Origin of the sequence: Klebsiella electrica (assembly GCF_006711645.1) — a bacterium.
GTDB classification, from domain to species: Bacteria; Pseudomonadota; Gammaproteobacteria; order Enterobacterales; family Enterobacteriaceae; genus Klebsiella; species Klebsiella electrica.
This window is the reverse complement of record NZ_CP041248.1, coordinates 223,967-241,413: the sequence shown is the minus strand read 5'-3', so window position 1 is coordinate 241,413 and position 17,447 is coordinate 223,967. Positions and strand designations below refer to the sequence as shown.

The window sequence follows — 17,447 nt, the reverse complement described above, 5'->3', positions numbered from 1 at the left end:
GAAATGCAGGGGGAACAATATGGTCTGTACTTGCCAGCGCTTCGCTCGGCCAACCCCTCGACAGCCCGAAAACAAGTTTCGGTCTGCCTCACGGTTATCTACTGACAAAGGCGGGGATTATTCGGGGTACTGTATGAACTACACAATTTCAATCGGAACAAAAGAAAGCAGCAACCCCTAAACAAATGATTGAGAGTAACCAGAAAAAGGCGAGTACTACTACAGCGCTTAAAGATAGTGGAACGGTTTTTGATAGCATAACGCCCATACCTACACCAAATGAACATAGTGCGATAGATCCTAATTTCAATTTGCTCTTATACGAAATTAACATTGGCTTCTCCTCAAAATAGGTGTGGTGCTTGCCAGCGCTTCGCTCGGCCAACCCCGAGACAACCCGAAAGCAAGTTTCGGTCTGTCCCGGGGTTCCGGGTAACGGCCAGACTTACCGCAGATCTTCTTTAGCGTTAATCATATGACATATGAATAAGAATTAATCACGATACAACTGGATAAAACTCTCCACACGGGTTCCATCACAATAGCTCGGCCAGGCGTTCATCACAGGTAGTTCTTCTGTTGTGAATCTTCCCAGTGCGAGAGCTACAGAATACCAGACCGGGAAAATCGTATTGGCTGATGTCATATTCCCATTGTTGATTAACTCATAGAGTCCGCGTCCATTAGCCCATGCACTTTCTGGTGTATCACCGGCAAGGTAGTTATCCACCCAGATGGATGGTGACAGAGCCTGACCTTTCGCCAGTCTCGCTAACAACTCGTACCACTTCAGATATTCCGTGGTTCGCAGTGAGAGAATCGGGATTCCGCCACGTCTTAACAGTGCTGCCGCAGAACGTGAGTCTACCGGTGCGGCAATTCTATCCAGGTGGTTACGGGCTTGCTTTATCCGTGCTGATATTCCCGCAGGGCTCACTCGGGAGATGTATTTCTCCACCGTCTCAGTAGCTTCAGCGATATCCGGGGCCAACGAACCATCAACATGGAGGGGACATAAAACAAGGCCGGTATCATCGTGAGTCACCCAGGCAGAATTGTCAGTCGGGTTCCTGACGATAGACAACGACTCACTTTGACCCAAGATCGTTAACCTGAATGACTTAAGCCTTTCGGCTATCCAGCTGCCTCCATCACCAAAAACCTCAATGCGCTCGTGACTCATACCGCATCACCTCTACAAGTGCTTTACATTCAGACCTAATCATAACGGCTTCCCCGTTCGGAACAAAATCAGGGCATAGCCAAACCATACTCAGGAAATTTACAGATATGTCGATCTACAAAACGCGCTCAAAACGCTCAGGCGCGTTTTAATCAATCCGATCGTGAAAATACCAGGGGGATAAGCTCAGAATCGTTCTGAGGCGATTCTGGCGTGGTTTTATCCCAATAACGGATCCTTTTGCGAATACAGATCGGTTTACAAGGGAATTTGGCTGGTATGAGACGGAGATGATCCACTTTGATAATCTGAGCGATAATTTGTTAATGGTTTCGTTTTGTTTACGCGTGTATCGGGAGGGAAGTTATTCCGAACGAGGGTATCGACTTCATATTGTCCGTTTCGATAGCCGATCACAATTTCTAAGCGGTACTCGCCGCGACAAAAACCCCCGGAGGAAAACCATGTTGGTTATTCACTTTTGGTTTTCCCCGGCGATTAAAACCAGGGCAACCTCCGGTTGCCCATAAAAACCCCCGGAGGAAATTCATCTTTCCTCCGACATCGTGCGGTTTGATTATTACCATGCTCAACCTCCCGATGTAAAAATAGAGAAAACCGACGCTATCGCTTCCGCTTTGTTTACCTTCCATATTCGCGCCCGCGAAATAGTCCGCTGCATTCCCACCCGATCATACCCGGGCGAAAACACTCGCGATCATATTGCGATCATCCTGATTCATTTCCGCCGCGATAAGTCCGCTATCGCCTGAAGGCTCACTAACAGATCGCCTGAAGGCTCACTAACAAAAATACCAGGTCATCGCCTGGTATTCATGTATATCCGTTATGTTTACTCCAGAGCGGTTTGTATTTCTAAAGCTGTTTTCTTAGGTGAGTTATTCGAAGTGAAAGTGCCTGCCGAATTGCACGGTTTTTTCGTAACTCATCACGCAACCAAATAAGCTGACCTTCATACAGTTCGATAAGCGCAAGTTCTCGCTGGCTTGCATCCTTAAATTTCGCTGGTGGATATGATTCGCCTTTGTTGAGAGGTAGGTATTTGGGAACGACACGATCAATGCCTCCACCAGCTTTGCGCAAAGGTGTCAATCTGGCCCAGCGGATCCTGATAGTTGTTCCTTGCCTGGTTACGTTAAAGCTGTACCGTGCCTTCTCGTCATCAGCAATAGCTTTGTCCCAGTATTCCTCCCGAAGACTATTGGCCTCGTTAAACAGAAGTTCTGCGGCTGAATCAACCGCATCACGAGCCTTTTCCAGATCATTGATGTACCCGACGAGTTGCATAAAACCACCTCGATGTTTTTTGATTAGGACTTAACCCCAAAAAAGAGAATCTCTATTATTACGCCAGAACTCTATGTTTCTGGAGAAAGAGAAAACTCCTTTTCAGGTTCGATTTTTAGTTTTCAGTTCCAAAACAGGAAAGATTGATTCTCCAGTTAAGTATCTTTCTGGGTGTTCTCATTTTTTGCATGTTTCTGGAGAATACAATGGCAATCTGGTGATTGAGCTATTAATATCTATCTGTACGGGTACTTTTATCAAGCCATTTTATTTTAATCAAGCAGTTTGCCAATCTCTATATGATATGGCAGAAAACTACGTTTCTGGGCATTTCTGATTTTTAATAGGTTTCTGGGGAATATAATGGAAACTTACTTCCCCTAATGTAGAGGCGATTAACGGGATGACGCCCACCGCTGCACAAACCTCTTAGTAAACGATTATGTAGAGTCGCTATATGATATGGCAGAAACTTATGTTTCTGGCTTTTCCACTTTTTGTTACCTTTCTGGAGAATACAATGGCAAACGCAGCTGAAACTTCCATCACCTCCCTCCGTCTTCAGGATCAATCCTAAATCACAGTAACTTCATAGTGATTTATGTCACATTTTGTAGGTATATATACTAGTTTGAGAGAGTTTTTTTGGGGGGGAAGTGAAGGGGAGATATGCATATTTAAGTGAAATTATAACTTGTGCTTAAGTAAAATTTTCACGAAGTGTACCCTTGAGTAATCGCCACAACATACCTTAATTCACCTCACCGAAGCATGTGTTTTTAGTATATATACTCCGCGAAATCCCCAGGCGGAAAGCCAATCTAAATGTGTTGCCCTCATACATTACCACCTAATTTCCTCAGTCTGATTTAGGTTAGGGGTTAAGGTTTTTAGGGCCGGATTTAGCCATATATGACGTCCAGTTTCATGCAGCATTTATGTACATATCTGACATTTTAAACGTCCGTATCTAGCCATTATTAATGTCAAAAATGGGGACGTTTTGCCGATAAAAAAAATGGTAATCGATGATCGTTTGAATACCATGTTACAACTTGTTAACGGTTAATTCCCGACGTTGACAGAGGGAGGCCACCTTTCTTTACGTTAGTGCGAACCCCTTTTTGGCGCTCAAATGTTATCGGAGTGGCAGTAATTCATTTTTAACTTGCAGGGTTAACGAATGAGCAATGACAAATTGGTTGTCTGCGGAATTGATATTGGATACAGCAATGTAAAAATTGCTGTAGGGGATTCAGCGGATGACAAACCCACAGTCAGTATTTATCCGGCCTACGCTACGAATGAGCCAGTAGATGATGTGCGGCTGGTAAAGCGTAGCTGCGAACATGAAGTGTTGGTGTACCCAGGAGGTAAAGAATGGCGGGCTTTTACCGAACGCCCCGATGCGCGTGAGCTGCATGACCGTTACCACATGACAGAAATGTACCTGGCACTATATCTGGCCTCACTGGATAAAATCACTGCTAAAGCAGGCAATGAAATCGACCTGGTAGTAACTGGTTTACCTGTCCGTCTTGCTAATGAAAGTGAACGCGCGAAACTGACTGCGAGGCTCACCGGTACGTTTACTATTGCGCCAGGAAAAACAGTGACTGTTAAAAAATGCCTCGTTCTTCAGCAGGGCGTTGGTGTCATCAATGACATCGTTAACAGACCGGGCCTTATCAGTCAGGAAGAATTAGAGAAGTCGACCATTCTCGTGGTTGACCCTGGCTTCTTCTCGATGGACTACATCGCCTTTAAGAGCGGAAGCAGGGTATCAGGCTCTTCAGGTTCATCATTAAAAGCAACCAGTGCAATTATCGAAAGCATTGTGAACCGCCTTAATGCCGATAACCCGGAAGAGCGAATTGATGATCTACCAGAAATTATTGAAATCGCTCTCCGTAACAATGAGCAGTCTTTCTTTAATGGGTTCCGCCACATTTCCCTACGTCCTCTGCTTGAAGAAGCTATTCCCTCCATCGCCAGTGATGTAGTCAAAGAGTTGCGAAAATCGACAAGGGTTCTCGGGCCAGTCCATATCATTGCAGCTGCCGGTGGTGGGACAAGGTTCTACGAACAGACCATACGAGAAGAATTCCCCCGAGCCAGGATCGTATCGAGCCCGTTGCCTGTTGCCAGTAATGCCATTGGTTTCTGGAACTATGGCGTTGACTTGATGCTTTACGGCGATGATTGAGCAAAGGGGGTTTCATGCAAGTTCGAGTGACGATTAATCCAATACTGTTTCCAGAGCTGATTAATTATCTGGAATCAAAACAGTCTGGCCAGCGCAGCAGTTCACTATTGGCGCTGGCAAACCGAGCATTGCTAGCAGGTGACAGTTTTATACCCGGTATCGTCCGTGAGACTTCAAAAAAACGTAAATCAGAACAGAAGAAATCAGTCCGTGGGCCGAATACAGAAAATGAGACTGGTCTGATGACTAGTCAGAGAGACGGCCACTTACCCAAAGTAAATGAGGACACTGAACCAAAATTTCGTCACGTGGTTAGCAACGATATAGTCAATACAGGCCCGCCATTTTGTGTGGGCAGTGATATTCAAGAGTTCGAAGTTAAAGATGACCAGTTATCGACGGCGAACCTTACCAGTAAGCCTGAGATTGCTGGAAAAATACCGGATCCCAATCCTGGAGATAAATCGGGCGTTGGGGAGACAGGCGACAATCAAGATAGCGGCGTTAATGAAAAGGTTACACCAAGGCGTGTTCGCATAAGTTGATGCCGTTGTAGGGTTTGTGGGGAGGGGAAATGCAGATAGCAACGAAGAGTTTGGTGCTCGCTTTACTATGTGCTGCTTACTGCACGAGTACGAACGCCAGGCTTGTAGATCTTCGTGGCACTTCTTGGGAAAAGCATTCCCAGAAAGAGTGTGGCCTCGATCCGTACCTTCTCTACGCGGTGGCACTCACCGAGAGTAAAAATAATGCAGGAACCAAGGGGTATGTTGTTCCCAGCCCCTGGGCATTGAACAACTATGTTTATGGGTCGTATTACCCGACAAGTTATGAAGATGCAAAGAGAGCGCTAGCCCGCTATCTCTCAGCCACTCCGGTAACAGATATTGGAATCGTTCAAATTAATTTTCGTTGGAACGGACAGTATGTTAACCATCCTGAAGAACTCCTGGATGTCGATACAAACATCCGAATCGGGGCAAAGACTTTGTGTGCAGCCATCAAAGCTAACCCTGGCGATATAGAACTGGCGATAGGTGGATACAACACTCAAAACCCTAAGTTGGAAGGCAAGGCTCGTGAATATGGTCAGCGCGTATTACGCGTATGGAAGAGGCTTATCGAAAATGATTAATCAAAATTTGTATTTTCTACAGACTGCCATCTCAATTATTACCCGTGCGCAATCGTTGTATAAAAGCCCTTTTGAGTTAGCAGAAGGAGACCGGGAATTTTTGATAGAGAAATCTAATCAGGCCAAGCTCGCTTTATCGATGGAGAAGTATGACTTGCCCATCTTTAATATCTGTCATGATCCCGAGCGCAAGATATCTACTGAGGTAGAAAAATTCGTTCGTCATGACTCATACATCCTACGGCTTGCCCTGCTGGTATTCAGTGTTCGTGTTTTCATTAATACGGGGACTGTTGCCCAAACGTTCTACTGGTTTGATAATGAAAAAACCGTACAGCTTGTCGAACGTATGGATGATGCACAAACAATCGATGCAATCATAACCGGCAAAATATATTTTAAACCTATTCGTCCATTTGCCGATTTAGTAGATTGTGACTTCAGTACAGTTATTGGAGCCCCCAACCCAACCTTAGAATTAACAGGTTACTTACAGTCGCGCTATTCTCATTGGAGTAATTGATTATGAAGGCTGCTCTTGTCCGGGATGAAGATAAATTTGCTTTAACACAGAAAATGGTAAAATTAGGATTTCGTAGAAAGATCATTGTGCATTCGCTTAATGCAAGTGACCGTGTTATTGATTTTTTGCGAAAAGAGTTCCATCTGAGTGATGTATCAATCGGACGACTTAAACATTCAGAGACGCTGCTCAATACGACACATAAAAAGGTTGAGGCAACCAATTTTATGAGCATCTATCTGCGTCGTTCGAAAGACCCAAACAACAGTGACAACATCGTTGATGTGGTGAGTGCGTTCGAAATCTACCGGGAACTAAACCTTAAATTCCGCCCGGAAGAAGCCTCGAAAATGATGATTGATGCCAACGAGGCCTGGACTCTTGCTCGTGATTTTCGAGCTGAAGAAATACGTATGGTAAGGTGTTACCGTTGCGATCTTTCATTTATTTCACCGCAGAGTTGTGACCGTCCACGGAAAAAACATATTTGTCCGTTCTGCTCTGATACAGAAGCTGAAAATGAAAGCTCGTAAGTGACTAAGTTAAATTTCATAAAAAAGCCCGTTTTAACGGGCTTTTTTATTGCCTGGATACTTCGTCACGTGAATGAGTCGGGTTAGTATTGAATAACAAACCTACTGGTGTCCCAAGGAAAATAAAATGAAGAAAATCTCTGGTCTTGCTTTGGTATCGCTGATGTTAGTTGGTTGCGCGGCTTCTCAACCACCAGCTATGCCGGTTGACAGCAATCCATCTGATGCTTTGAAATTTGCCCGAGCGATGGATTTACGTCAGATCACCGATGCTGGCGATCAATACCTTATCTATAACGGTTTCGCGTCCAATGGGCAGCTTGTCCCTCTCAAAACCCCGGTTAAGGCTGGTGAAAAAGGTGTAACCAACCTGGGAGGTAATGGAGTGGCCGATGTGGCTGCGGGCTTCGCGACACACACATCTTTCATCCCTGTGCTGTCTGTTTTAACGGCCCAACAGCCTACTGCTATTGTTGATGGCGTGGTGCGTGTCGCGTCATGGAACGGTAAATCTCAGGAAGATAATGAGCGTGAGGTCAATGCGATTTTCTGGAAAACACTAACCCGGATGGATGGATACAAAGTTGGTGGGATGTGTGAGGGGAAAGGCGGTGCTGTTGAAAATGCAGTTCGTCGGAAAGCGACGAACGGTGATTGGGTATCGTATGCTGATATAGCTCCAACGTTGCCGAAACCACCTATCAGCACCAGCGGTCAGGTGACATTCATTATCGGTAATGACTGCTTCAACCTCTATGCAACACGAGCCTCTAACGTAGGTCTGGTTAAAGAAATGAGTAAAGAACTGGGTGCTCAGCGGGCTCTGTTCTTACCAGGCTCTCCTGAACATGAACCAATGGTATTCAGTGACGGTAAGCAATACCTGTTCAGAAAGTAAAAAAAAAGCCCCGACATAAAGTCGGGGCTTCTTATCCTGCAAAGCTATTGAGTTTTCAAAACAGCCTCTGTGCTAGATTTCGCCGCATCAACATCGATACTGTCAACACCGCTCTGGAATCGCTCCAGGGAGTTCTGGCGAGATCCATCTATATTCAATACGTTTCCTTTACCGGTTATCTTATCCAGATTTATTTCCGACGCTTTAGGTAAAAGTTTCGCCTCGTAAAGTGAACCAATCCACTCTGACAAATCGAGTTTGTTAAAATCAATCCGTCCAAATTCTTCTAACGTCAGTGGTCGACAATCCGGGTTCTTTTTATCCCCCCAGCCGATACCTAACATTGGTCTCCCTTGTTCCTGAATGATGCGACCAATCTGAGAATCAAACGTGCAATAACTTGACCGTTTCTCGATACAGACACCCAGAAACTTTGTTTCACACCAGCTGGATATATGCACGGCCAATTTTGTTTCTTTCTTAACGGCAAGCTTAAATTCATCAGGAGTACAAGCCCAGATGATGTTGACCAGTATATTAGCAATCTGGTACGCCATGTAAGCATATCCAACCACGGATATTGCCGAAACAATAGTTGACGACAATTGAACAGATGTAGCCAGGCCAGACGATGTTACGGCTGCGCCACCGCCAGAGGCCGCACTTTCAAATATCAGATTCGTCGCAGCAGGGCCGAAGGTATCAAGAGTCCATTGAGCAACTTGTTTCGTCAGCGCTCCTATAGCCTGATTCATCAAACCGGACAAACCTGCTTCTGTAGCTTGCTGAGCCGCTTCAGTACCTGCCGACCCAACCAGACTGTTGAAAGCGGAAATAGCTGGTCGAGTTATTGTATCGATGGCATTAGTCATAAGTTCGGAACCCATGTCAAAAATACCTTTTCCCTGTTCGAACATACCGGCTTTTACAGAGACAGCATCAGCAATTTTTAGAGTGTAGTAGGACAACTGCAAATACTGAATCCAGCTGACATCTACGGGCTGATCACAACAATCCACCCATCCCCCCATCGCCGATTTACATTGTGCAGACTCACCTTTAAAAAGAGTGCAGGAACGGTTGGTTTCGTCAGTATCATCGCCACACTTCATTTCATTCAATGCGTAAGTTGCGGCCTGAAGAGTTGCAACTGCTTTGTTGAAATCGCCGCTTGGTTCAGCAGAAGGCTGTAGGCAAGACCCATTAAGGCATTGCACAGCGCCAGGACAAGTATAGGTATCGGTGGAGGAGGTATTGGGTACAACGACATCCGTTCCGCAATCCCATACCTCGGTTGCCTGCCAGCACCCATTTTTGTCACCCTCCGCACCTGTTATGCAAGTGGACTTAATGAATTTACATGCAGTGTTTGCATCGTACTGCTTGCAAGTATTGTTAACGCCACCGTCGGTTCCGCAGTTGGAAACTACCGTTGCAGACTTACAGAAAGGTGAGAGACCTCCGATCGGCGGCTTAGCAAGCTGGTTTTCGCAGATACGTGCGCCATTTATGGTTGCGCACCCATTTGCATCAGGAATGACTGTCTCGCGGCAGGTTACCGTGTAATTCTGGCAATACCCGGCGTTGATGGCCTTCAGCAACGTATCGAATTGTTCAGGTTTATCAACAGTCCAGGCGTTATCCGAGATAATTTTGTTTGGGTCAAAGTAAATATAAATGAGAGCATAACCTTCGCCGCTGCCAGTCACTGACACACGGTTTTTGAAATTAAGAACGCCATTTTGGGGGGTATTTCGGATTTGTGCTGTTACATCTACATTAATCGACTGATCCCAGCTTGTTTTTAATTCACAGGCTCCTGATGTCTCTGGCGGGAAGACGTTTAAACCTTTTGGCCCTGCCCAAACCAAACTACCCCTATCTGTACCACCGACATAAATCTGCATGTAATCATCCCATTTAGCCCTGATGATCTTGGCGCTGGTAACTGCCTGGGGATTGTAGACAGTGACGGCCATTGCCTGTTCAAATATTGTGCAGTTGCCGTCCCAGTAGTTATCACCGACAGTCCCGAGCCAGAGTTCGATGCAGTTAGTGCCGCAAGAACCGATGTTCGCCGCGCCACTATAATGCGAGAGCATACCGGCAACGTAAGGATGGTAGAGGGTGAATGTGCCGCTGACACTTGTGGTACGGGTACATTCGCGATAATCAGGGATATGGTTGACGGTGTCCTTATTCGTCATGGTCTTGGTCATAGAACAATCACCAAGATCTTGCATGTACTTATCCTGATTCTCCAGGAAGTCTTTATGGCCATCAAAGATGGAATCATCAGGTTTAATGTTTGCTGTAGTTTTCGTTGAGCCCACCAGCGTTCGGTAAGCTTCGCCGCGCAGTGAATTTTCGGTTTTCAGATTGGCGTTGGTTGTATTGCCCAGTTTTAGCGTGTTGCTGTCATCTCCGTAGGTTCCTTTCAGGCTATCCAGTGAAGTTGATGAACCTTGATTTGGATAAGCAGAGTTCAAATCAACGGCCTGGCCTTTTCCATACTGAACCGTACCATTTGACGTAGCTGAAACTTGCGGCAGTGTTTTATAGAAATTAGTGGCAGATGTAACGTTTTCCTGGGTCGTTGCTGAAAAGGCATACGGCACGTAGGATACAACACCAAGGTGACATAACATCGTTATTGTGCAGAGTGGTCTGTAAAACCATTTTTTGCGGAAAAGGTTTTTCATTCTATGATCACCTTTGTCGTGGTTACTGATTATGAAATCAGAGATCTCGGTAACTAAATTTCGTCAGCCAGCATTTCTATGCGAAGCTACTAAAATGAAGGATTAAGCAGGCAGCGTATTAAACAGACTGGTTTCAGACAATAAAGAAGGACGGCAAAACGAGGGTGTTTTCAGCGTCTTGAATATTACCGACTGGAGGTACTTATGGACATGTTTGGTATTACTGGCCTTATCCCATTATCGGGGCCAAGCGATTCAGATTATGGTGGTGGAAATGGTAAGAGGGGACGTGGAAAAAATGGCAGAACGTTCAAGAGCAAATGTGAGCGTATGTGGGAGTTTTATATTCTGCTCTATTCTTTACTGAGCCTTCCTGTCGTATACATGTTCGTGACCACATAAGAGCCCTGCAAGATTGCAGGGCTTTATTGCGAATCACTTACTCGATGAAATTATCATGTCGTCATTTCCACCACTATGACCTCCATTGTTCTCTTTATTACGTGGATGCACAGGTACATACTCCTGATGCGACTGGGTTGCACGTGCAGGTGGCGGATCACTGAACATTGTACCTCCGTTATTTGAATCACTATGACCACCAGCGCCTTGGGTATTAATGTTTGTTGTCTCAGACCCACCATAGTTTGAGTTCTGGTTTAAACCATTATGACCTTCAGCACCTTGGGCATTAACGGTCATTGTCTCAGCCTCGCCGTATCCCTGGTTGTGGGTTCCCATCGCGTAAGGGACGCCATCACCCACAGCAGAACCTCCATTTGATGCCTGATGCATCCCTCCAAGGTTGTTGGCCATGCCACCGGTGTTGTATTCGTGGGTTTGGCGATCGGTATTCAGTGCAGTAGTAGCCTGTTGAATAATGGAGCCATCATTGGCTGAACGGTCTAAACCGGCATTATCAATACGGGCTGCAATACCACGGGCAAGAGCAGTATTTCCGCCCATAACCGTTCCATTGTCATTTTCACCACCCGTCGCGAGTTGAATACGTGCCATCATGTCACTGCGGGCCTGGGAAAGTTGTTGCTCAGACGCTCCAGCTTTAGTCATGGCGTAGTAGTTCACAATAGAATCTCGCGCCGCTTCGCGGTTTGCATCTCCACCAAGCGGAATTTCCCCAGCGATGGTTCTGGCCTGATCATGTACCTGTTCATATACCGGGCTTTCTTTGAACGCATTACTGACATGAGAAACGAGTTTATTAAAATCGCCAGTAATACCGCCAAGATTATAGTGGTTGTTTTCGAAATCATTTGCGGCGGTGTTACCCGCTTTCGTCATGACTTCACCCTCATTTCCCTTGTGAATTTGCTCAACTGCACCGCTATTCTGTCCCCCGACAGTATTAACCTGGCCTTGCCCATAACCATCAGACGATGACGCATGTGCTTCACCAAGCGCTCCGTAAGATCGGCCTGTTACTGCATTAACGGAGTTGCCAACGTCCGCTGCACCAGCAACTGCGCGGCCACCAGCGCTTTCAGCTCCACCACTCACGCCACGGTATTGCTCAGATGCAGTTGTCGTCAGTACTGGGCTGGAATCAGCGTTAATGAACCCGGCTTTGGCAGCTACTGCACCGGCAACACCAAGTTCACTGGCTGCTTTGAATTGAGCAAAGGTATGCGCGTCTTCGTGAGTCATACCTAAAGAGGTCAGGCTCGCTGCATCACCGGCGATTTTGCTGGACAGTTCCGGGTGCGCCGCGAGGGTTTGAGTCAATGTTGCTTGTGCATCATGATTACGACCAATGGCTGTAGCAAGTTGCGCAGCATTCATTGTCTGGCCCATTGAGGTACTTGAAACGAAGGAGTTTGCTTCCTGGAAGTTCTTTTGTGCGGACTGCATTCTTTGATTTGCCTCAGCAAAAGAACGAGTCGATTGAGAACTCTCACCTTCTTGCGATAAGGACTGGTACATCGCACTTGCTGCGGTATTGACGATGCGTGACTGGGTCGCACTGTCTATTTTGTGCGACGAGGCGCTGTCTGTAGAACCGTACTTAGCACTGTTGTCATTACTCAGGCCACTGCTTTCTGCCTCTGAACGTGACATTCCACCTTTAACACCAACACCAGCACTTGAACTTCCCGCACCGCCACCGACACTCACATCACCTTTGGCGATAGAGACAAGCGCCTGCATATCAGAAATACCTTGTTCTTTAGCCACAGAACTGACAAGGGCACGATCTGAGCTGCTCAGGCTGGCAAATGCTGCATTGGAAGCGTCACTATAAACTTGCGAATGTCCACCAGAATTCATGTTACTGGCCACCTGGCTAATCATTGCTCCAGATTGGGCAGTCAAGGAACTGGATGCTGAATCTAGTTCTTGCTTAGCGCTGGACAGGTTGTGAGTAGCGACCTTTTTCATGTCAATGGCAGGGAGAGTGCCAGAAGACCCACCCATGATAGTTCCTTGTGTTGGGTTAAATTCAACATCGGAACCACGACTGTTTATCGCAGGAGCGTTGGTGACATCAGGTGCGAGAGTTTTAGTATCGGCAGCTGAAGGTGCTGCTGCTGAGCTTGCAAGAGAGTTAAAGGCAACAGAACTGCCCCAGACAATGAATCCACCCAGGGCCGGGATCATCGCGTATAAATTACCAGCAAGACCTATACTTTTTTGAGTCTCAAACAGGAGCTGATAAAGCTGAGCAAAGCTAAGTCCGCCAGAACCCGAACTGACAAGAATTTGGCTTGACGTATCACGGATACTGTTTAACACATACATGTTGACGACCGCTGCGAGGGGAAGCCAAGTCCATGTCCAGATGATAACGAGGAAGTACTTCATCACCAGTCGCAAACCCATAATACCCAGACCGAAAAGGAAGGCCATAAATGGTGCGAGTGCGTATATTATTCCCTGGAAAATCGGCATAAATGAACCCATCCAGCTCAAGAATGATGAACCAGAAGAAGACCATTGGAATGCCTGTTGAGTCATGGTTTGGGCGCGAGTTACAGCAGCAGTACCACGAAATGAGCTTTCGAGTCCGTACATTGGCAGTTCCCTGAAATGAGGGTACATGACCAACATCAATTGGAAATCACGAATATCAGTGCCACTTATGTTGAAGAAATTCAGTACTTCCTGGGCTTTTCCTGAACCTGAGCATGGCGCACCACCGCAAGTGCGCCCGGATGCGGTATAAGAGCTGGCAAAAGCTGAGTCCAGGCTAGAAGCGTTCTGGGTAGCGAGTCCTTTAAGTTTCGTGTACGCGTCAGAACAGGTATAAAGTGAGCCCCCATTTGAAGATTCTTCAGTACTGGTAGACCAGCCGCTACGTACATTGTCGTAAATAACAACCCGCTGGAAGGAATCGTTCGAGGCTAGCCCTGATACACCTTGATTAGAGCGATACATTGAAGCAAAGGTTTTAGACCCACGAATAATATCGTTGCCTACGCAGTTCTTCACATAGTTTGAAACGCTTGCGTCCAGATCACCGTAAGCACCAGTTTGACCCGTCCAGCGCATTGGCGTTTTCAATGTGTCGTATAAAGTGGCCAGAGTGAAAAGGGGATCCAGAGACCCATACTCAGTCATGCTTGGGACAGAAAATGCCTGCTCCATCTTCTCGGTAGTTGCATACCCAACAGTAGACAGTACAGATGCGGCAACGGCTAATCCCGCTGGTACATTATCAACAGCACGAAACTTACCCGTTGTAACATCTTCAATGTTGGTGCGCATCGATACACTGAAAAACAGGTAATACATCACGACGGCCACACACATATGAGAAAGGGATAATGATTTCCCGGCTGATATAGCAGCAGCAAGCACGACACAAATTACACCAATGAGTGCTGAAATCCTAAACAAGGATCCGTAAGTGCCATCATTCAATAACATGGCAACGGAATTGAATATATTATAAATAAATTCAATGTTGCCAACAGTATATACGTTCCATTCACTCATATTAAGTTACCTTGTTAGAGCGAGCCATCAAGAGAACCTTCAGATTCATAATGAACCTGCGGAAGCGTTGTCATATAGTTGCTGAATGATTCAGGTATACGGGCCTCGCCACCATAACGGGATATCATGGCGTTATAGGAGACATACAGATTTTGCCTTGCCTTTTCGATTAGCTCTCCAGCATCCTTATAATAAACTGACGCCGATTTATCATTTTCCTGCTGGAGCCGTGCGCCGGTCGCAGCAGCCGTAAGCATTTCGCTGAGGTAGTTATAAGCAGCTGAATAGGCTATGACAGGAGATAGTTCACGTATATAGGAATAAGATGCGGCTAAATCATGACGTGCAATTTGAGTCGCTTTACTGGTAGCACCAGCTACGTTGTAGTAGTTTGCTTGCCGTAATTTAGCATCCCCAGGGTTTGAACCAGTTCTGGCCGAGCTCAAATATCCGTTATCGATAAAGAAGAGTGTGATATTGGCAGCGAGACCTTTAATTATTTTGGTCTGTTTTTTGGGATTCTCACAAGTACTAGTCTGACCTGAACAAGACCAGAAATCGAAACTATCATCACCATTTATAAAAGAATCCAGGACATTTGAAGTTGCGAGTGGAGCAATCCTAACCACACTCTTTTTAGCTGACCCATCTTTATCTGTACCCAACTGGCTACCGACGATGATGGTGCCGGTCATAGACATAATAAGTTCTTTTTGCTCATCTTCGGAGCCGATGAATTGATTACTAAAGCTACCATTCTGGAGCAAACACCACACAATGTTACCGTAATCGTCACATGCCTTTCTTTTCCCTGCCTCTTGTTTTTGTACGTCGGGTGCTTTACCACCACCCATATTGCCCCACATGGCTTTAAATTGGTCTGAGAGGCCATCAGAGGACAGCTGAGAAGATACAGCAGCCTTTGCACTGTCACCAAATGCAGAGGCAGTGTCGACTAACAACCCCTTCGCTAACTGACACGAATTTGCGGTCAGATCGTTCATCTGCTGGATGATTGCCTGCATTTTCGAAATAGCATTATCCAGAACGGCATCCATAGCGTTCAGGGCCAACTGGAAAGCTAGACCGGCAGCATTAGAAGCAATATTACGTAGCATCTGGACGAACTGATCAGCGTTGATGAACGAGAATGACCCGCCGAAAAGGTCTATCCCTCCACATCCTCCCGACGCAGAAGGGAGACTAATACTAATAGGTGTCAATGTACGGAGCTTATTACGTAGAACAAATCCGCCACCGGTATATCCATCACGTGTAACGCTCTGATAATCACCGGGAGCTGTAACATTCGACATAGAGCCGAACATACTGTCTAGCTGAGTACTAATGCTGGTGGCCTCGCATTGAAAAGCTGTCAACCCGGAGAGGCAGATAGAAATTGCAAGAATGTTTCTACGGAATACATTCTTTATATTATAGTTGCGCGAAATCTTCATTTTTCCCCCGGGTTATTAGCATTTGGGTTAGGTGTCGAACCGTAGCCAGCTTTAGCTTGTATATATTTGATAAACTCATCAGGTTGTTGAGTTAGGTCTTTAGGCATGTCATTCAGAATGTTTGAGTCGATATAGCCGGTATCGTTATATGGCAAGGTGCTCTTATATTGCTGGTCAGAAATGATCCCTGCATCGTGGGCAATAAGGACTGTTCTTGAAATTAACTGGTCTGCACTGATAGGCCCAAATGAGACAATGCGTGTTGTAGATGGCGGGATTGCCAGAGCTATCGCAGGTGCGTTTGATATTTGGAGCTTTGATGCCTGGCCAGAATCAGGCCTCCAGTCCGGGTAAATATTCCCTGGAAGAGGTTTACCATCAAGTGAAATTGGGATGACCTTCATGTCTGTCATGAAACTAAACGTATTCATAACAGAAGCTTGCTTTACGCATATGGAGCAGTTTTCCCCACGGAAGAAGAAAAACAATCCTGCTTTTGTCGCTACGTCTTTTATGACCGTTCTCGAATTGTTTTCAGCTTCATTCGATTGATCCATTGCCCCAAATGTTGAGGTTGAGCGGCGGCTATTCTCATCTATGAGGGGGTCGGTAGAAGTAACCAACCTAGCCATATCAGTAAAGCGGCTGGCTTTATCCAGCATAATGCGTTGGGCCAGAAAATATGCCCTAACGTTTTCTTGGGTAGGATTGTCGATGGCCTGGTTGCGTAGTTTCTGAATGTTTTCATTAAACCAGGCTACGGTGAACGGAGCCGGGCCGGGCTTTTCAGTTGCGGCAGGTTCTGGAGTCGACTCCATAGGTGTTTGAGCAACCTGTTTAGGCGTTTCTTGAGGCGGTAAAGTCGGCGGAGGAGGTAACTTCACTGGCTTTTTCTTCACTGGCTCAGGTGGCGATTTACGCCAGAACCAACCTTCCTCTTTTCCATTCAGAAATGCCTGACCACCAGCGAGGTCGTCACTGGTGGTCTGAGGGGATTGAGACGTTGGGGTGTTACCCTCATCCGCAAGAACTGAGGTAGAAAAAGCAAATCCCACTAGCAGGGGAATAATGATTTTAGTTAAAAATTGATATTTCATCGGAATTACCCTCGGAAATTATTCTTGCGATAGACTCCGTCCAGAAAAAGCTATTTTTTCCACTAAAGACCCTTGCACTTTCAAGTTGGCGAGTTAATGCATAATGCCTATATCTGACCTGTCCTATACGTTTGGCTACACTATCCGACTTAACACCAATTTCGGAGCAAGCCTCATCGAGAGTCATGCGTGTTCCATATTTACGCAACAGCTCATCAGTAACTATGTTCTTAGGGTCGTCGTTAACTAATACCGCAGGGATTTTGTGTGCTGGCATAAGCATTGCCCTGTTATGAGAACATTTAAGTGTCTTCATAAAACTCCCTTATCAGAAATACGGACGGCATTACGATTAGTTTGCCATATGGGTTAAAATAACAAGTTCAAAAATGGCAACGTTTTGACTGTAAAAATCAAAAGTAATTTTCATGTGCATCCGTTTTGTTTACAT

At 45.9% G+C, this 17,447-nt stretch carries 14 protein-coding genes; 7 read left to right on the top strand and 7 right to left on the bottom strand.

What is annotated here, in order from left to right; genetic code table 11:
• Nucleotides 1-493 precede the first annotated feature (493 nt).
• Together Electrica_RS26560 and mobI are read right to left on the bottom strand one after the other, a co-directional pair.
• Nucleotides 494-1,183, bottom strand: a complete 690-nt coding sequence (locus Electrica_RS26560) for a hypothetical protein (protein ID WP_009652897.1) — start codon at nt 1,181-1,183, stop codon at nt 494-496.
• 876 nt (nt 1,184-2,059) lie between these two features.
• Entirely contained in the window at nt 2,060-2,491 is a 432-nt protein-coding gene (gene mobI, locus Electrica_RS26550; RefSeq protein WP_016241569.1) for a conjugative transfer protein MobI(A/C), read from the bottom strand.
• Nucleotides 2,492-2,564: 73 nt separating this feature from the next.
• Here mobI and Electrica_RS26545 point away from each other — a divergent pair, with 73 nt between their 5' ends.
• The 7 genes from Electrica_RS26545 to Electrica_RS26515 all read left to right on the top strand — a co-directional run bounded on the left by Electrica_RS26545 (nt 2,565) and on the right by Electrica_RS26515 (nt 7,786).
• On the top strand, nt 2,565-2,828 hold the full coding sequence (locus Electrica_RS26545) for a hypothetical protein (protein WP_128297794.1): 264 nt from the start codon (nt 2,565-2,567) through the stop codon (nt 2,826-2,828).
• An 846-nt stretch (nt 2,829-3,674) separates the two neighbouring features.
• Nucleotides 3,675-4,697 (top strand): ParM/StbA family protein, encoded by a 1,023-nt coding sequence (locus Electrica_RS26540; RefSeq protein ID WP_007372253.1) that lies wholly within the window; start codon nt 3,675-3,677, stop codon nt 4,695-4,697.
• Between the two features lie 14 nt (nt 4,698-4,711).
• Nucleotides 4,712-5,242, top strand: coding sequence for a hypothetical protein (locus tag Electrica_RS26535; RefSeq protein WP_016241570.1), 531 nt, complete (start codon nt 4,712-4,714; stop codon nt 5,240-5,242).
• A gap of 29 nt (nt 5,243-5,271) precedes the next feature.
• A complete protein-coding gene (locus tag Electrica_RS26530) occupies nt 5,272-5,832 on the top strand; it encodes a transglycosylase SLT domain-containing protein (RefSeq protein WP_016241571.1) in 561 nt (186 codons plus the stop codon).
• Nucleotides 5,825-6,355 carry a hypothetical protein gene (locus Electrica_RS26525; RefSeq protein WP_016241572.1) on the top strand — a complete coding sequence of 177 codons (531 nt, stop codon included), beginning with the start codon at nt 5,825-5,827 and terminating at the stop codon, nt 6,353-6,355. Before Electrica_RS26530 ends, Electrica_RS26525 begins: the two co-directional genes overlap by 8 nt.
• A 2-nt stretch (nt 6,356-6,357) precedes the next feature.
• On the top strand, nt 6,358-6,888 hold the full coding sequence (locus Electrica_RS26520; RefSeq protein ID WP_007372252.1) for a FlhC family transcriptional regulator: 531 nt from the start codon (nt 6,358-6,360) through the stop codon (nt 6,886-6,888).
• Nucleotides 6,889-7,015: 127 nt separating this feature from the next.
• Nucleotides 7,016-7,786, top strand: a complete 771-nt coding sequence (locus Electrica_RS26515; RefSeq protein WP_007372251.1) for a putative periplasmic lipoprotein — start codon at nt 7,016-7,018, stop codon at nt 7,784-7,786.
• A gap of 44 nt (nt 7,787-7,830) precedes the next feature.
• Here Electrica_RS26515 and traN read toward each other — a convergent pair whose 3' ends face one another.
• The 5 genes from traN to Electrica_RS26490 form a co-directional block, all read right to left on the bottom strand.
• A complete protein-coding gene (traN, locus tag Electrica_RS26510) occupies nt 7,831-10,488 on the bottom strand; it encodes a conjugal transfer mating pair stabilization protein TraN (protein WP_007372250.1) in 2,658 nt (885 codons plus the stop codon).
• 435 nt (nt 10,489-10,923) lie between these two features.
• Nucleotides 10,924-14,442 carry a conjugal transfer protein TraG N-terminal domain-containing protein gene (locus tag Electrica_RS26505; RefSeq protein WP_007372249.1) on the bottom strand — a complete coding sequence of 1,173 codons (3,519 nt, stop codon included), beginning with the start codon at nt 14,440-14,442 and terminating at the stop codon, nt 10,924-10,926.
• A 14-nt stretch (nt 14,443-14,456) separates the two neighbouring features.
• Nucleotides 14,457-15,899: a conjugal transfer protein TraH gene (locus tag Electrica_RS26500; protein WP_009653894.1), complete on the bottom strand. Its 1,443-nt coding sequence runs from the start codon at nt 15,897-15,899 to the stop codon at nt 14,457-14,459.
• A complete protein-coding gene (gene traF, locus Electrica_RS26495) occupies nt 15,896-16,996 on the bottom strand; it encodes a conjugal transfer protein TraF (protein WP_007372246.1) in 1,101 nt (366 codons plus the stop codon). The genes Electrica_RS26500 and traF overlap by 4 nt, the downstream gene beginning before the upstream one ends.
• The gene (locus Electrica_RS26490) at nt 16,974-17,312 is read right to left on the bottom strand and encodes a hypothetical protein (protein WP_024196083.1); all 339 of its coding nucleotides are present in this window, start codon (nt 17,310-17,312) and stop codon (nt 16,974-16,976) included. The genes traF and Electrica_RS26490 overlap by 23 nt, the downstream gene beginning before the upstream one ends.
• Nucleotides 17,313-17,447: the final 135 nt, after the last annotated feature.

Excerpts from the sequence above, each read along its gene's own strand:
- Electrica_RS26560 (WP_009652897.1), bottom strand. The coding sequence starts at position 1,183 with ATGAGTCACGAGCGCATTGAGGTTTTTGGTGATGGAGGCAGCTGGATA.
- mobI (WP_016241569.1), bottom strand. The coding sequence starts at position 2,491 with ATGCAACTCGTCGGGTACATCAATGATCTGGAAAAGGCTCGTGATGCG.
- Electrica_RS26545 (WP_128297794.1), top strand. The coding sequence starts at position 2,565 with ATGTTTCTGGAGAAAGAGAAAACTCCTTTTCAGGTTCGATTTTTAGTT.
- Electrica_RS26540 (WP_007372253.1), top strand. The coding sequence starts at position 3,675 with ATGAGCAATGACAAATTGGTTGTCTGCGGAATTGATATTGGATACAGC.
- Electrica_RS26535 (WP_016241570.1), top strand. The coding sequence starts at position 4,712 with ATGCAAGTTCGAGTGACGATTAATCCAATACTGTTTCCAGAGCTGATT.
- Electrica_RS26530 (WP_016241571.1), top strand. The coding sequence starts at position 5,272 with ATGCAGATAGCAACGAAGAGTTTGGTGCTCGCTTTACTATGTGCTGCT.
- Electrica_RS26525 (WP_016241572.1), top strand. The coding sequence starts at position 5,825 with ATGATTAATCAAAATTTGTATTTTCTACAGACTGCCATCTCAATTATT.
- Electrica_RS26520 (WP_007372252.1), top strand. The coding sequence starts at position 6,358 with ATGAAGGCTGCTCTTGTCCGGGATGAAGATAAATTTGCTTTAACACAG.
- Electrica_RS26515 (WP_007372251.1), top strand. The coding sequence starts at position 7,016 with ATGAAGAAAATCTCTGGTCTTGCTTTGGTATCGCTGATGTTAGTTGGT.
- traN (WP_007372250.1), bottom strand. The coding sequence starts at position 10,488 with ATGAAAAACCTTTTCCGCAAAAAATGGTTTTACAGACCACTCTGCACA.
- Electrica_RS26505 (WP_007372249.1), bottom strand. The coding sequence starts at position 14,442 with ATGAGTGAATGGAACGTATATACTGTTGGCAACATTGAATTTATTTAT.
- Electrica_RS26500 (WP_009653894.1), bottom strand. The coding sequence starts at position 15,899 with ATGAAGATTTCGCGCAACTATAATATAAAGAATGTATTCCGTAGAAAC.
- traF (WP_007372246.1), bottom strand. The coding sequence starts at position 16,996 with ATGAAATATCAATTTTTAACTAAAATCATTATTCCCCTGCTAGTGGGA.
- Electrica_RS26490 (WP_024196083.1), bottom strand. The coding sequence starts at position 17,312 with ATGAAGACACTTAAATGTTCTCATAACAGGGCAATGCTTATGCCAGCA.